The organism is Bacillus sp. LR_5 (assembly GCF_042709275.1).
This window is the reverse complement of sequence record NZ_JAVAXX010000151.1, coordinates 1-15,543: the sequence shown is the minus strand read 5'-3', so window position 1 is coordinate 15,543 and position 15,543 is coordinate 1. Positions and strand designations below refer to the sequence as shown.

14 protein-coding genes and 1 pseudogene are annotated in these 15,543 nt (G+C 43.0%); all 15 read left to right on the top strand.

All coding sequences use genetic code 11. The annotated features are described in order from the left end of the window. The first annotated feature begins 112 nt into the window (after positions 1–112). Positions 113–1,780: a ribonuclease J2 gene (rnjB, locus tag RAC86_RS23795; RefSeq protein WP_014113827.1), complete on the top strand. Its 1,668-nt coding sequence runs from the start codon at positions 113–115 to the stop codon at positions 1,778–1,780. Between the two features lie 116 nt (positions 1,781–1,896). Continuing rightward, positions 1,897–2,634 (top strand): translocation-enhancing protein TepA, encoded by a 738-nt coding sequence (tepA, locus tag RAC86_RS23790; RefSeq protein WP_003220980.1) that lies wholly within the window; start codon positions 1,897–1,899, stop codon positions 2,632–2,634. After that, on the top strand, positions 2,631–2,843 hold the full coding sequence (locus RAC86_RS23785) for a YlzJ-like family protein (RefSeq protein WP_041520957.1): 213 nt from the start codon (positions 2,631–2,633) through the stop codon (positions 2,841–2,843). The genes tepA and RAC86_RS23785 overlap by 4 nt, the downstream gene beginning before the upstream one ends. Positions 2,844–2,972: 129 nt before the next feature. Beyond that, on the top strand, positions 2,973–5,336 hold the full coding sequence (gene spoIIIE / locus RAC86_RS23780) for a DNA translocase SpoIIIE (protein WP_242733267.1): 2,364 nt from the start codon (positions 2,973–2,975) through the stop codon (positions 5,334–5,336). Positions 5,337–5,479: 143 nt separating this feature from the next. Then, positions 5,480–6,205: a GntR family transcriptional regulator gene (locus RAC86_RS23775; protein ID WP_014113830.1), complete on the top strand. Its 726-nt coding sequence runs from the start codon at positions 5,480–5,482 to the stop codon at positions 6,203–6,205. Positions 6,206–6,342: 137 nt separating this feature from the next. Further along, positions 6,343–7,554, top strand: coding sequence for a bacillibactin exporter BcbE (bcbE, locus tag RAC86_RS23770; RefSeq protein WP_072182691.1), 1,212 nt, complete (start codon positions 6,343–6,345; stop codon positions 7,552–7,554). 252 nt (positions 7,555–7,806) lie between these two features. Continuing rightward, complete coding sequence (gene yfmF, locus RAC86_RS23765) at positions 7,807–9,087, top strand: EF-P 5-aminopentanol modification-associated protein YfmF (protein WP_072566287.1); 1,281 nt, start codon at positions 7,807–7,809, stop codon at positions 9,085–9,087. Beyond that, entirely contained in the window at positions 9,084–10,370 is a 1,287-nt protein-coding gene (gene yfmH, locus RAC86_RS23760; protein ID WP_014113833.1) for an EF-P 5-aminopentanol modification-associated protein YfmH, read from the top strand. The genes yfmF and yfmH overlap by 4 nt, the downstream gene beginning before the upstream one ends. Before the next feature lie 53 nt (positions 10,371–10,423). Then, positions 10,424–11,152, top strand: coding sequence for an elongation factor P 5-aminopentanone reductase (gene ymfI / locus RAC86_RS23755; RefSeq protein ID WP_014113834.1), 729 nt, complete (start codon positions 10,424–10,426; stop codon positions 11,150–11,152). Positions 11,153–11,232: 80 nt separating this feature from the next. Then, the gene (locus RAC86_RS23750) at positions 11,233–11,490 is read left to right on the top strand and encodes a DUF3243 domain-containing protein (RefSeq protein WP_003220996.1); all 258 of its coding nucleotides are present in this window, start codon (positions 11,233–11,235) and stop codon (positions 11,488–11,490) included. Positions 11,491–11,619: 129 nt separating this feature from the next. Beyond that, a complete protein-coding gene (locus RAC86_RS23745; protein WP_003220998.1) occupies positions 11,620–12,411 on the top strand; it encodes a DUF3388 domain-containing protein in 792 nt (263 codons plus the stop codon). 18 nt (positions 12,412–12,429) lie between these two features. After that, positions 12,430–13,344, top strand: a complete 915-nt coding sequence (rodZ, locus tag RAC86_RS23740) for a cell shape determination protein RodZ (RefSeq protein ID WP_072566288.1) — start codon at positions 12,430–12,432, stop codon at positions 13,342–13,344. Between the two features lie 49 nt (positions 13,345–13,393). Further along, positions 13,394–13,975, top strand: coding sequence for a CDP-diacylglycerol--glycerol-3-phosphate 3-phosphatidyltransferase (pgsA, locus tag RAC86_RS23735; RefSeq protein ID WP_014113836.1), 582 nt, complete (start codon positions 13,394–13,396; stop codon positions 13,973–13,975). 17 nt (positions 13,976–13,992) lie between these two features. Then, the gene (locus RAC86_RS23730) at positions 13,993–15,243 is read left to right on the top strand and encodes a competence/damage-inducible protein A (RefSeq protein WP_072566289.1); all 1,251 of its coding nucleotides are present in this window, start codon (positions 13,993–13,995) and stop codon (positions 15,241–15,243) included. A gap of 172 nt (positions 15,244–15,415) precedes the next feature. Further along, positions 15,416–15,543: pseudogene (locus RAC86_RS23725) on the top strand (recombinase RecA); the annotation flags it as partial.

The following is a 15,543-nucleotide window of genomic DNA, read 5'->3' as shown; positions in this document are numbered from 1 at the left end:
TACATATTGGTTTTCCCTAAACCTTCTGCTTTATCTTGTTTTCTAAATTTACTTTCAGTTATAATAGGAACAAGTGATGATGGACGGGTATGAGACTAGGAGGATATAGATTTTGAAAAAGAAAAATACAGAAAACGTTAGAATTATCGCCCTTGGCGGTGTCGGAGAAATTGGGAAGAACCTTTATGTCATCGAAATTGACTCAGACATATTTGTTGTAGATGCCGGCCTTATGCATCCAGAAAACGAAATGCTCGGTATTGATGTGGTGATTCCTGACATATCATATTTGATTGAACGGGCTGACCGCGTCAAGGCAATCTTTTTAACGCACGGGCACGATGAAAATATCGGCGGCGTTTTTTACTTATTGAACAAGCTGTCCGTTCCAGTGTACGGAACAAAGCTGACGCTTGCGCTATTAAGAGAAAAATTAAAACAATACGGACATAACCGAAAAACTGATTTAAGAGAAATTCACTCCAAATCTGTCATTACATTTGAATCGACTAAAGTATCGTTCTTTAGAACGATTCACAGCATCCCTGATTCTGTAGGTGTGAGTCTTAAAACATCACTTGGATCTATTGTATGCACGGGAGACTTCAAATTTGACCAAACGCCTGCACTTAACCAAACGTGCGACATTGGCGAGATCGCCAAGATCGGCAATAGCGGTGTACTTGCCCTGCTTTCCGACAGTGCAAATGCGGAGCGCCCGGGCTATACACCTTCGGAAGCTGCTGTCAGCGGAGAAATTTCGGACGCGCTGTATAATTCAGTGAACCGGGTGATTATTGCTGTTTTTGCATCCAATATTAACCGGATCCAGCAAGTCATTCATGCAGCGGCTCAAAATGGCAGAAAGATTGCCGTTGCCGGAAAAAATCTTCAATCTGTCCTGCAGCTGGCAAGAAAGCTCGGATATATTGAAGCAGATGATGAAATGTTTATTTCTGTACAGGATGTCAAGAAATATCCGAAGCGCGAAGTGGCCATTATTACAGCCGGCAGCCAAGGTGAACCGTTAGCTGCACTGACAAGAATGGCAAACAAAGCTCATAAACAGCTGAACATTGAAGAAGGGGATACGGTTGTCATTGCATCAACTCCAATCCCTGGGCAGGAACTCATTTATTCTAAAACAGTAGATCTTCTTGCGAGAGCCGGTGCACAAGTCATCTTTGCACAAAAGCGTGTCCATGTATCTGGCCACGGCTCACAAGAAGAGTTAAAGCTGATGATCAATCTGCTTAAACCAAAATATTTAATTCCTGTAAACGGCGAATACAGAATGCAAAAAGCTCATTCAAAAATCGCTGAAGAAATCGGCATGAAGCGCAGTGATATCTTCTTAATTGAAAAAGGAGACGTCGTTGAATTCCGCGGCCAAAACGTAAAAATTGGGGATAAAGTTCCGTACGGCAATATTTTAATTGATGGTTTAGGTGTCGGTGATATCGGCAATATCGTATTAAGAGACCGCCGCTTGCTTTCACAGGACGGAATTTTAATCGTTGTCATTACACTTGATAAACAAAAGAAACATCTTGTATCAGGACCAGAAATTATCACTCGCGGTTTTGTTTATGTAAGAGAGTCTGAAGGCCTTATCGTACAGGCTACTGAGCTTGTCCGTTCCATCGTGACAGAAGCGACTGAAACATCAAATGTTGAATGGTCAACGCTGAAGCAGGCAATGCGAGATGCTTTGAACCAATTCCTATATGAAAAAACGAAACGCAAACCGATGATCATCCCAATTATTATGGAAGTATAATGTCTGACTAAAGACCGGAGCTGCTCCGGTCTTTATTTTTTTGCCTTTCAAGCCGGGATTGAATTGAGTATCTTTGTTCATAATACAAAGAGAAATTCGGAAAGGGTGAAAGCGAAATGGATCATCGTATGGAAAACGCAGAAGAAGAGCGTCCTGAAAAAAATGACGCGAAAGACAGCATTATGAATAAAATACAGCAGCTTGGTGAAACGACGCTTCCGCAGCTGCCCCAAGATACAAATATTCATTGTCTGACCATTATCGGACAAATAGAAGGCCATGTTCAGCTTCCTCCGCAAAACAAAACAACAAAATATGAGCATGTCATCCCGCAGATTGTGGCAATTGAACAGAATCCCAAAATTGAAGGCCTGCTGATTATATTAAATACTGTCGGAGGAGATGTTGAGGCGGGTCTCGCAATAGCGGAAATGCTGGCATCATTATCAAAACCGACCGTTTCCATCGTGCTTGGCGGAGGGCATTCCATCGGCGTTCCGATTGCGGTATCCTGTGATTACAGCTATATTGCTGAAACAGCAACGATGACGATTCATCCCGTTCGGCTGACAGGGCTGGTAATTGGTGTGCCGCAAACGTTTGAATACCTGGATAAGATGCAAGAAAGAGTTGTTAAATTTGTAACAAGCCACTCAAATGTAAACGAAGATAAGTTCAAAGAGCTGATGTTTTCAAAAGGAAACTTAACACGCGACATCGGAACAAATGTCGTTGGTAAGGATGCTGTCGAGTACGGATTGATCGATCACGTCGGAGGAGTCGGACAAGCGATCAATAAACTGAACGAGCTGATCGAGGAAGCAAGAGCAGAAGAAGGACGGATGATTCAATGATTCTGTATACTATGATGCCGCAGGAAATTGTTTTTGCTGAACAGAACCAACAGACAAGCGCACATGAGCAAATTGAATATAGAGGTGTGCCGCTTCTTGTCGAGATGAAAGGCAATGAAGCGGAAGTTATTCAAATCATGAGCACAAATCCAATGCATTTTCTGCACCCGGACATTTCACCGGGACAAAAGCTGAAATTAAACGTATAAGATCCATCCCTTTTTTAAGGGCAAAATATGCTATAATAGGGGAATCCTACAGAAAAAACGCAGCCTGTAATCGGCTGCTTTCTTCATTATGTATGAACTTACATTTTTTAACGCAGTAAGGTGATGAGTGTGGCAAAGAAAAAACGAAAATCAAGAAAAAAACAGGCGAAACAGCTCAATATAAAATACGAACTCAACGGATTGCTGTGTATAGCCATTTCAATTATTGCGATTCTGCAGCTGGGGGTAGTCGGGCAAACCTTTATTTACTTGTTCCGCTTTTTTGCTGGAGAGTGGTTTATTTTATGCTTGTTAGGTTTATTAGTGTTAGGAGTCTCGCTGTTTTGGAAGAAGAAAACGCCAAGCCTATTAACGAGACGAAAGGCCGGATTGTACTGTATTATCGCAAGCATATTGCTGCTTTCTCACGTGCAGCTGTTTAAAAATTTGACGCACAAAGGGTCTATTGAGTCCGCAAGCGTGGTGCGCAACACATGGGAATTGTTTTTGATGGACATGAAGGGCAGCTCCGCTTCACCTGATTTAGGCGGAGGGATGATCGGTGCGTTGCTATTTGCGGCTTCACACTTTTTATTTGCGTCAACTGGTTCTCAGATCATGGCGATTGTTATGATTTTGATCGGAATGATTTTAGTCACAGGGCGCTCTCTTCAAGAAACGCTGAAAAAGTGGATGAGCCCGATTGGCCGCTTTATAAAAGAACAATGGTTTGCATTTATTGATGATATGAAATCCGTCAAAACCAATATGAAGTCATCGAAAAAAACGAAAGTGCCGAGCAAAAAACAAAAACCGGCCCGCAAAAAACAGCAAATGGAACCGGAGCCTTCTGATGAAGAGGGGGATTTGGAAACGGTATCGCCTCTTATTCATTCAGAGCCGATTATCTCAAGCTTTTCAGATCGTAATGAAGATGAAGAGCCTCCAGTCATAGAAAAACGCGCTGAACCTGTACCAGAGCCGATTCAGGACATCCAGACTGAGACAGGTGATCAGGAAACTGTTTCTGCTCCGCCTATGACCTTTACGGAGCTTGAAAATAAGGATTATGAGATGCCGTCACTTGATTTACTGGCAGATCCGAAGCATACTGGCCAGCAGGCAGATAAAAAGAATATTTATGAAAATGCGAGAAAGCTCGAACGCACCTTCCAAAGCTTTGGCGTAAAGGCGAAAGTCACACAGGTTCATCTCGGGCCGGCCGTAACAAAATATGAAGTGTATCCTGATGTCGGAGTGAAGGTTAGCAAAATCGTCAATTTAAGCGATGATTTAGCGCTTGCACTTGCTGCAAAGGATATCAGGATCGAAGCGCCAATACCAGGCAAATCAGCAATCGGAATTGAGGTTCCGAACGCAGAAGTGGCGATGGTATCGCTGAAGGAAGTGCTGGATTCTAAATTGAATGACAGACCGGACGCAAAGCTGCTAATTGGACTCGGCCGCAATATTTCAGGTGAAGCTGTGCTGGCTGAGTTAAACAAGATGCCCCATCTTTTAGTCGCAGGCGCAACCGGAAGCGGGAAAAGCGTCTGTGTCAACGGCATTATTACAAGTATTTTGATGCGCGCGAAACCGCATGAAGTGAAAATGATGATGATCGACCCTAAAATGGTAGAGCTGAATGTCTACAACGGGATTCCGCATTTGCTTGCCCCGGTTGTTACTGATCCGAAGAAAGCGTCACAGGCTTTGAAAAAGGTTGTCAATGAAATGGAGCGGCGGTACGAATTATTTTCTCATACGGGTACAAGAAATATTGAAGGATATAATGATTATATAAAACGTGCCAACAATGAAGAAGGAGCGAAACAGCCGGAGCTGCCGTATATCGTTGTGATTGTGGACGAGCTTGCCGATCTCATGATGGTCGCTTCATCTGATGTGGAGGATTCAATTACGAGATTGTCCCAAATGGCGCGGGCTGCCGGCATCCATCTCATTATTGCGACACAGCGGCCGTCGGTTGACGTTATCACAGGGGTCATCAAAGCGAATATTCCGTCACGAATCGCGTTCAGCGTATCTTCACAGACGGATTCAAGGACGATTCTTGACATGGGTGGCGCTGAGAAGCTGCTCGGCCGCGGCGATATGCTGTTTTTGCCTGTCGGGGCTAATAAACCTGTCCGTGTGCAGGGAGCATTTTTGTCGGATGACGAAGTGGAAAAGGTCGTCGACCATGTGATTACGCAGCAGAAAGCGCAATATCAGGAAGAAATGATTCCTGATGAGACAACGGAAACTCATTCCGAAGTTACCGATGATCTTTATGATGAAGCTGTTGAATTAATCGTCGGCATGCAGACGGCATCTGTTTCAATGCTGCAAAGAAGATTCAGGATCGGTTATACGAGAGCGGCGCGCCTGATTGACGCCATGGAGGAACGGGGCGTTGTCGGGCCGTATGAAGGCAGCAAACCTAGGGAAGTCTTATTATCAAAAGAGAAATATGATGAGCTCTCTTCTTAATGAAGGGAGTTCAGCTTTCTCCAGTTATCAATAATAACATTATGTAAACTGATAACCTTGCTATTTATTTTTTCGACAAAACATGATATAGTTGTCCCAATTGTTCAATAATTTTTATCGAAAGTGGTTTACGGAGGGGAAACATGTCTACAAAAGCTGATAATCGGCACTTGTATTTGAAAGTAATTGAACGAATTAAAGAGGATATAAAAAATGGCATCTACACTGAGAAGGAAAAGCTGCCTTCTGAATTTGAGCTTTCCAAAAAGCTTGGTGTCAGCAGAGCGACGCTTAGAGAAGCCTTGCGGATACTGGAAGAAGAGCATGTCATTATCAGAAGACATGGTGTAGGCACTTTTGTCCATTCTAAGCCGTTATTTCTTTCGGGCATTGAACAGCTGAACAGTGTAACGAAGATGATAGAACAGGCAAATATGACGCCTGGTACGATTTTTCTATCATCCCAAGTGCTTATGCCGTCTGAAGATGATATTAAGAGATTTCATTTGGAAGATGAGCAAGAACTTTTTTACCTCGAACGAGTCAGAACAGCTAACGGACAGCCGATTGTGTATTGTATAGACAAAATTCCGATGGATATTTTGCCGAATTCTTTCTCTCATCAGCAAGAATCCATGTTTGACCTGCTTGAGAAAAATTCAGGCTCCGTGATCAGCTATGCCGTGACTGATATTGAACCGATCGGCTATCATGATACCATTTCTCCAGTGCTGGAATGCGATCCGGAAACAGCTCTTTTGCTGTTAAAACAAACCCATTACGATCAGCACGATAAACCGGTGCTTTACTCATTAAATTATTTTAGAGCGGACAAATTCAGATTTCATGTTTTGCGTAAACGATTCTAAAACGGGCGCTGTGATGTGTCTGTTTTTTTATTTGCACTGATTCATGTTTCTTTGTACATACTTTCACTCCGATTAACGCAACATATAAGGGATGACAAGAAAGTGAATGGGTGAAAATGTTGAGAGAGAAAAATGGAATGAAAAATATTATTGCATTGTCTTCCGTACCGCTTGTGATGACACTAGGGAACTCCATGCTGATTCCTGTTCTTCCGATGATGGAGAAAAAGCTGTCAGTGACTTCATTTCAAGTGTCTTTAATCATTACTGTATATTCAGTAGTAGCGATTATTTGCATTCCGATTGCCGGATATTTGTCGGATCGATTCGGGAGAAAAAAAATATTGCTTCCATGCCTCCTCATTGCAGGATTAGGTGGGTTGGTGGCTGCTTTTGCCTCAACCTATATGAAAAATCCTTATGCTATGATTTTGGCGGGTCGGGTTCTTCAAGGTATCGGCTCTGCAGGGGCAGCTCCTATCGTTATGCCGTTTATCGGCGATTTGTTTCAAGGAGACGATGAAAAGGTCAGCGCCGGCCTTGGTGATATTGAAACTGCCAACACGTCAGGGAAGGTATTGAGTCCGATACTTGGCGCCTTACTGGCTTCCTGGTACTGGTTTGTCCCATTTTGGTTTATTCCGTTTTTCTGTTTGATCAGCTTTTTGCTCGTGTTGTTTCTGGTGGCCAAGCCTGAAGAAGATGAAGATGCGCCAGCAGTTTCTGAATTTATCAAGAGTGTGCGGAAAATCTTTAAACAGGATGGGCGCTGGCTTTATACGGTCTTTATTATCGGGTGTGTGATTATGTTTTTGTTATTTGGCGTATTATTTTATTTGTCAGATACGCTGGAGAACAAGTATGCCATTGACGGAGTGGCTAAAGGCGGATTACTGGCAATCCCACTTTTATTTTTGTCAACCAGTTCATTTATAGCAGGCAAAAAGATTGGCAAAGATAAAGTCCGAATGAAATTTTGCGTTGTTACGGGAATGATTCTGTTAACCCTGTCGTTTATTGCCTTGTGGTGGAACCACAGTTTTTATTTTTTATTTGTCTTTTTAAGCTTTGGCGGGATTGGGATTGGAATGGCGCTTCCTGCTTTAGATGCACTGATAACCGAAGGAATTGAAAGTGAGCAATGCGGAACCATTTCCTCCTTTTACAATAGCATGCGCTTTATAGGAGTAGCTCTCGGTCCACCTGTGTTTGCGGCATTAATGTCTAATGCAAACTGGCTGATTTTCATTCTATCGGCGTTTTGCAGCATCATTGCTTTATTCTTAGTGCTTTTTACTGTGGATGCTAAAAAAAGTGAAGAGGAAGAAAAAAACTTAGGGACGGTCTAGCCAACCGTCTTTTTTGCTGTGATAGCGAAAAATCTTTCTCTCTTGCAGTTTACAACTGTCGTTCTGCAGGCGCAAACAGAGGTCTTTCAGATAGAAAATGGATTAACCTATACAGCCTCCGTCCTGTCGAGCGGAGGTTATTGTTTCCTTATAAATCCTACAGTTGCTATAATTACATGAAAGAGTGTTTCTGCGGATGCTGAAAATTGGTCATAATACATACTAATAAGGAATGAACGAAGGAGGTTCCATATGTCATATGTAAATGAAATCAAAACAAAGCACGGCGGTTTAACCGCACACATTGTAAAAACAGAAAAATTCAAAACCGTCTCGCTTATTTTTAAAATGCTTGCACCGCTGACAAAGGACCAAGTCACCAAAAGAGCGCTGCTTCCGCATGTGCTTCTTCGCGGAACAAAAAGCCATCCGAAAACCGCAGAGTTGCGTTCTTATTTGGATGAACTATACGGCACGTCCGTTTCGGCGGATCTTTCGAAAAAAGGAGAGCGGCACGTCATTACGTTCAGGCTTGAAGTCCCGAATGAAAAATATTTAAAAGATCAAACGCTGCTTCTTGAAAAAGGACTGCAGCTTCTTGCAGAAATCGTCTTTTCACCTGCTTTAGAAGGAGGCGCTTTTCAATCACAATATGTGGCTCAGGAAAAACGGACGCTCAAGCAAAGAATCCAAGCCGTCTATGACGATAAAATGCGTTACTCGAATTTAAGGCTGATACAGGAAATGTGCAAAAATGAGCCTTACGCGCTCCATGTCAATGGGGAAATCGACGATGTCGATGCCATTACGGCCGATCAATTATATGAAACATATCAAAGCGCTATCCAAAAAGACCAGCTCGATCTTTACGTCGTTGGCGATGTGGACAGTAACCAAGTGCAAGCGGCAATTGATAAGTATTTCCAAGCAAAAGAGCGCAACCTCGGCATGCCTGAAAACAATCACACTGAGCAAAAAACACAGCCTAAAGAAGTAATTGATGAAGAAGATGTCAAACAAGGAAAGCTGAATATCGGCTACCGCACCAGCATCACTTATACGGATCAGGATTATCCTGCTTTGCAAGTGTTTAACGGATTGTTTGGCGGATTCTCTCATTCCAAGCTTTTCATCAATGTTCGGGAAAAAGCCAGTCTTGCATACTACGCCGCTTCGCGTATAGAAAGTTTTAAAGGCTTGTTAATGGTGATGTCGGGCATTGAAGTGAAAAATTACGAACAGGCTGTTTCTATTATTGCTGAGCAATTTCAGGCAATGAAAAACGGCGACTTCAGCGAGCAGGACATCGCTCAGACAAAGGCTGTCATTCGAAATCAAGTGCTGGAAACCATTGATACAGCGTACGGTTTATCTGAATTTTTATATCAGCAGGCCGCTGCCCAAGTCGATATTCCTATCGAAGAATTTCTTGCCAATATTGAGCAGGTCACAAAAGAGGATATCGTGAAAGCCGGCGAAAAGATTCAGCTTGATACGACTTATTTCTTAAAAGGGACGGAGGGTGCATCTTGATCAAACCAATCGAATACGAACAGCTTCAGGAGACGCTGTACCATGAAAAAATGCCGAACGGACTTGACGTTTACGTTTTGCCGAAAAAAGGCTTCAACAAAACATATGCGGTCTTTACAACAAAGTACGGCTCTATAGATAACCGGTTTGTCCCTTTAGATAAAAATGAGATGGTTCACGTGCCGGACGGCATTGCCCATTTTCTTGAGCACAAGCTGTTTGAAAAAGCGGACGGAGATGTTTTTCAAGATTTCAGCAAACAGGGCGCTTCTGCTAATGCGTTTACGTCATTTACAAGAACGGCTTATCTTTTCTCAAGCACATCAAATGTTGAACGCAATTTAGAGACGCTCATCGATTTCGTACAGGACCCGTATTTTACTGAAAAAACGGTTGAAAAAGAAAAAGGGATTATCGGGCAGGAGATTAACATGTATGACGACAACCCCGATTGGAGGCTTTACTTCGGGGTCATTGAAAACATGTACAAAGAACATCCTGTCAGAATTGACATAGCAGGAACAGTGGAAAGCATTTCACATATTACAAAAGACCTTCTTTATGAATGCTATGAAACGTTTTATCACCCGAGCAACATGCTCCTCTTTATTGTCGGGCCTGTAGATCCTGAAGCGATCATTTCTCAGGTAAGAGAAAATCAGGAGAGAAAGCCGTATACTGACCAGCCGGAGATCAAACGGGAAGAAGTGAAAGAGCAAGAAGCTGTTTTCCGAAAAGAAAAAGAGATCAAAATGAATGTGCAGGGACCGAAATGCCTTGTCGGGCTGAAATCAAAGAATCCGTTTAAATTAGGCAAAGAGCTGTTAAAGCATGAACTTTCAATGAACTTATTGCTTGAATCTCTTTTCGGCAAAAGCTCTGCCCAGTACGAATCACTTTATGAAAAAGGGTATATTGACGAAACGTTCAGCTTTGATTTTACTGCTGAATATGGGTTCGGTTTTGCGGCGATCGGCGGCGATACGCCGGAGCCTGATCAATTGGCAGAAGACATTTCAAGCATGCTTCTGCGCGCCGGTGAACTGATTACTGCTGAAAAGATTGAACTTGCCAGAAAGAAAAAGATCGGTACATTCTTAAAAGCGCTGAATTCACCTGAATACATTGCCAATCAATTTACCCGTTATGCTTTCTTGGATATGAGCCTGTTTGACGTCGTAACGGTTCTCGAGCAAATTACCCTCGAGGATGTCCAGAAAGTCATACAAGAGGAAATTGCTGCAGACAGACTGACTGTCTGCAAGGTTGTTCCTAAATCATAAACAAACATCCCTCCAGTGTGAGGGGTGTTTTTCTGCGGAAAGAAGGAAAGAGGATGAACAAAACAGCACTAATCACCGGAGCAAGCGGCGGCATCGGCAAAAGCATAAGTGAAACCCTTGCGGCAGAGGGATACAATCTGCTTCTGCATTATAATACAAATCAAAACGCGGCAGCGGAGCTTACTGAAAAACTAAGAGAGACGTTTGGCGTGCATGCTGAAACTTTGCAAGCCGATCTGTCCGCGCCAGAAGGAGCAGATAAGCTGACAAGTTCAATTGTTCAGCCGGTTGATGCGATTGTTTTAAATAGCGGAAGAAGCCATTTCGGACTGATTACGGATGTGGATAATGCAACAGTTCAGGAAATGGTTCAGCTCCATGTGGCGAGTCCGTATATGTTGACGAGAAACCTTCTTCCAGGCATGATCCGGAATAAATCAGGAGCGATTGTGGCTGTCAGCTCTATTTGGGGCGAGACTGGAGCATCTTGTGAAGTGCTGTACAGCATGGCAAAGGGAGCTCAGCACTCGTTTGTAAAAGGACTGGCTAAGGAGCTGGCGCCAAGCGGAATCAGAGTAAACGCCGTAGCGCCGGGCGCGGTTGATACAAATATGATGAATCAATTTACCCTGTCTGAAAAAGAAGAGATTGCTGATGAGATCCCGATTGGCCGGCTTGCCCGGCCGCAAGAAATTGCCGATGCAACAGCATTTCTCCTGTCTGAAAAAGCGTCATATATTACCGGCCAAATTCTGTCGGTGAATGGCGGCTGGCACTGCTGATTCGAAAATATTCGGTGTATAGTTTCTTTTGCGAAGGACACAATAATCTTGTAACTTCACATGAAATGGAGGAAACGAGCATGTCAGTATTAGAAAACTGGGATAACTGGAAAAACTTCCTTGGCGACCGTCTGAACTATGCGCAAGATAAAGGTATGAGCCAGGATACTATTACAGATCTTGCGACAGAAATCGGCAGTTACTTGGCTAATGAAGTGGAATCTAAGAACGAGCAGGAAAAAGTGCTGGCAGATCTTTGGAGCGTAGCATCAAAAGATGAACAGCACGCAATTGCCAATATGATGGTTAAGCTTGTTGAAAATAACAGCACTCACTAAGAAGAGAGGGGATTTTTCCTCTCTTTTTTATGTTTTCCTCATCACAGCAACATTCTTCTTTCTAATTAGAGAAAAATGCTTTATGATAAAGGAAGGTAAAATTTTGCCACAATGAAGGGGGTATATCATTTGGCAAAGCTCGAATGGTATTTTGAATATGAAATTCAAGTGAACCGCCCCGGACTGCTCGGGGATATTTCATCTCTTCTTGGGATGCTTTCTATTAACATCGTAACGATAAACGGCGTCGATCTTTCCAGAAGGGGAATGCTCCTCAGGTGCCGCCATATAGATCAAATTAAACGATTAGAATCAATCTTAAAAACGATGGAAACAATTAAAGTAACGAAGCTGAGAGAACCGAGGCTTCGCGACCGTCTTGCCGTACGTCACGGCCGTTACATTCAAAGGGATGCCGATGACAAGAAAACGTTCCGCTTTGAACGGGACGAGCTAGGCTTATTAGTCGATTTTATGGCCGAACTGTTCAAAAAAGAAGGCCATAAATTAATCGGGATCAGGGGGATGCCGCGTGTCGGAAAAACGGAATCGATTGTGGCCTCCAGCGTGTGTGCAAGCAAAAGGTGGCTGTTTGTGTCATCAACCTTGCTGAAGCAGACGATAAGAAGCCAGCTGATTGCCGATGAATACAGCACTGAAAATGTCTTTATCGTGGACGGAATTGTGTCAACACGAAGAGGATCAGAACGCCACCTCCAGCTGGTCAGAGAAATCATGAGGCTGCCTGCAACAAAAGTGGTGGAGCATCCGGACATATTCGTTCAAAATACAGAGTATACACTAGATGACTTTGATTATATTATTGAACTTAGAAATGACCCTGATGAGGTTATTACATATGAACATGCCGAAGAACCCCAAATGTTTGACCAATCCGGGTTTTCAAGCTTTGATTTTTAAAATTGGAAGGTGTTTGTTGTGACTGAACTAGGAATCCGGCTCAAAGAAGCCAGAGAGGAAAAAGCAATGTCATTGGATGATCTCCAAGCGGCAACAAAGATTCAAAAAAGGTACTTAACCGCCTTGGAGGAAGGAAACTATGACATTATTCCGGGGAAGTTTTATGTTCGGGCATTCATCAAGCAATATGCGGAAGCTGTCGGGCTTGATGCGGAACAGCTGTTTGAGGAGCATAAAAAAGATATCCCAAATACGTATCATGACGATGTGTCTGAAAAGATCTCCGGCATGAATCTTCAAAAGGAAATGCCAAAGCCAGCATCTAAGGCGCTGGAGCTGCTGCCAACGATACTTGTCATTCTCGGCGTGATTGTCGTGATTGCGATTGTGTACGCGATCATTCAGTTTGCGAATCATAAAAACAGCGATGATAACAATGCCGCATCTGAAAAATCAATTACGCAAAGTGAAAGCAAGTACGAAATCCCAAAAGATTCATCACTAAAAGAGAATCAAAGCAACAGCTCTGAAAAAGAGACAGACACTAAAAAAGAAACGAAAGAAAAAGAAGATAAAAAAGAAGAAAGCGACAGTGATAAACTGGAGATTAAAGCAACTGGCACTGAAGGATCATTAACAACTTATGAAGTGTCCGGCGCTGATAAAATCGAGCTCGAACTGAAGGCATCAGACAGTTCTTGGATTCGAGTACGCGATGAAAACAGCAGCTCGTTAAAAGAGGGAACGCTGAAAAAAGGCGAAACCTATAAAAAAGACATAACTGATCAGAAACAAGTTGAAATCCGCACCGGATATGCACCTAATCTGAAAATAAAAATCAACGGTGAGGTTCTTTCATATGAACTTGACCCGAAAAAAGTGATGGCACAAACCATAAAGATTGTAAATAAAAAGGAAGAAAAGTCATCTTAATTACCAGATGACTTTTCTTCACGTCCGAGTATGAAATTGGAGGGGCTTTATGTTTAACTTACCAAATAAAATCACACTTGCTAGAATCGCATTAATCCCAATCTTCATGATTATCATGCTGGCACCGTTTGACTGGGGCAGGCTCGAATTTGGAGACGAATCGATTCCGGTCGCACACTTGGCGGGGGCTATTCTATTTATTATTGCATCCACAACAGACTGGATAGACGGATATTATGCCCGAAAACTGAATCTCGTTACAAACTTCGGAAAATTTCTAGATCCGCTTGCGGACAAACTGCTTGTATCCGCAGCGTTAATTATCCTTGTTCAATTTGATCTTGCTCCAGCCTGGATGGTCATTGTGATTATCAGCCGAGAGTTTGCCGTGACAGGTTTAAGGCTTGTCTTAGCCGGAACAGGAGAAGTCGTAGCTGCTAACATGCTTGGTAAAATTAAAACCTGGGCACAAATCATTGCGGTTTCCGCATTGCTTCTTCATAATCTTCCGTTTGAACTTGTGTCATTCCCGTTCGCTGACTTAGCGCTGTGGGTAGCCGTCTTCTTTACTGTCGTCTCAGGCTGGGAATATTTCGCTAAAAACTGGGAAGCGTTAAAAACATCTAACTAAGAAAGAAGGACTTCGTCATGGAATTTCCAAAAAAAGCAGAAATTATTGCAGTCGGTTCAGAGCTATTGCTTGGCCAGATCGCCAATACAAATGCTCAATTTATCAGCAAACAGCTCGCTGAAATCGGAGTGAACGTATTTTATCATACAGCAGTCGGAGATAACCCGGAGCGGCTGAAGCAGGTCATCCGCATTGCTGAAGAACGCTCTGACTTCATTATTTTTTCAGGAGGTCTCGGACCGACAAAAGATGATCTGACGAAAGAAACGATTGCAAATGCGCTGGGACGTCCGCTTGTGTTAAATGATGAGGCGTTCCAATCCATTGAGGACTATTTCAAACGAACAAAACGGACGATGTCACCTAATAATCGAAAACAGGCGCTTGTAATCGAAGGATCTGACGTACTGGCAAATCACTTTGGAATGGCACCGGGAATGCTCACAGAACATGAATCGCGCTTTTATATGCTTCTTCCTGGACCGCCAAGCGAATTGCGTCCCATGTTTGAAAACGAGGCAAAGCCTCTTCTGCTGAAAAAGATGGGTTCAAATGAAAAAATTGTGTCAACCGTTCTTCGCTTTTTCGGTATTGGTGAATCTCAGCTTGAAGCCGATTTGGAAGATATTATTGATGCACAAACCAACCCGACAATCGCTCCTTTGGCGGCAGATGGAGAGGTGACGCTGCGTCTGACAGCCAAGCATGCTGACGAAAAGGAAACAGAGCGTCTGTTAAAAGAAACAGAGGCTGTTATTTTAGAACGTGTCGGTGAATTTTTCTATGGTTACGATGATACTTCCCTTGTAAAAGAGCTTTCTAAAGCATGTAAGGAAAAAAGCATTACGATTTCCGCGGCGGAAAGTTTTACCGGCGGGCTGTTTTCTGAATGGCTGACGGATCTTAGCGGTGCTTCAAAACGATTTGCCGGCGGCATCGTTTGCTATACAAACGACATGAAGCAGAATGTGCTTGGCGTCAAGAAGGAAACATTAGATCAATTTGGCGCGGTCAGCAAGGAGTGCGCATCAGAGCTGGCAAAGGGTGTTCAAAAGCTCACTGGTAGCGACATCGGCATCAGCTTTACCGGTGTAGCAGGACCTGATACTCAAGAAGGGCATGAGCCTGGACATGTGTTTATCGGTATTTCAGCTAATGGAAAAGAAGAGGTTCACGAGTTTCACTTTGCGGGCTCCAGAACGGGAATCAGAAAACGCGGTGCCAAATACGGCTGCCATTTAATCTTGAAGCTTTTAGAGCAAAAATAATATTTTCAGCACATTATCCTCCTAAAAAAACATGATTTCTCTGATACATTATGATATTTTGATAGAAATCACGCCAAGAAAAAATCCGAATATGCGTTCGCTTTTTTCTTGGCAAATCCCTTCAAACAGGGTATAGTATATGTAGTGGTAACATAAAGGAGGAAAAAATAGAATGAGTGATCGTCAGGCAGCCTTAGATATGGCTCTTAAACAAATAGAAAAACAGTTCGGCAAAGGTTCCATTATGAAACTGGGAGAAAAGACAGATACAAGAATTTCTACTGTCCCAAGCGGCTCCCT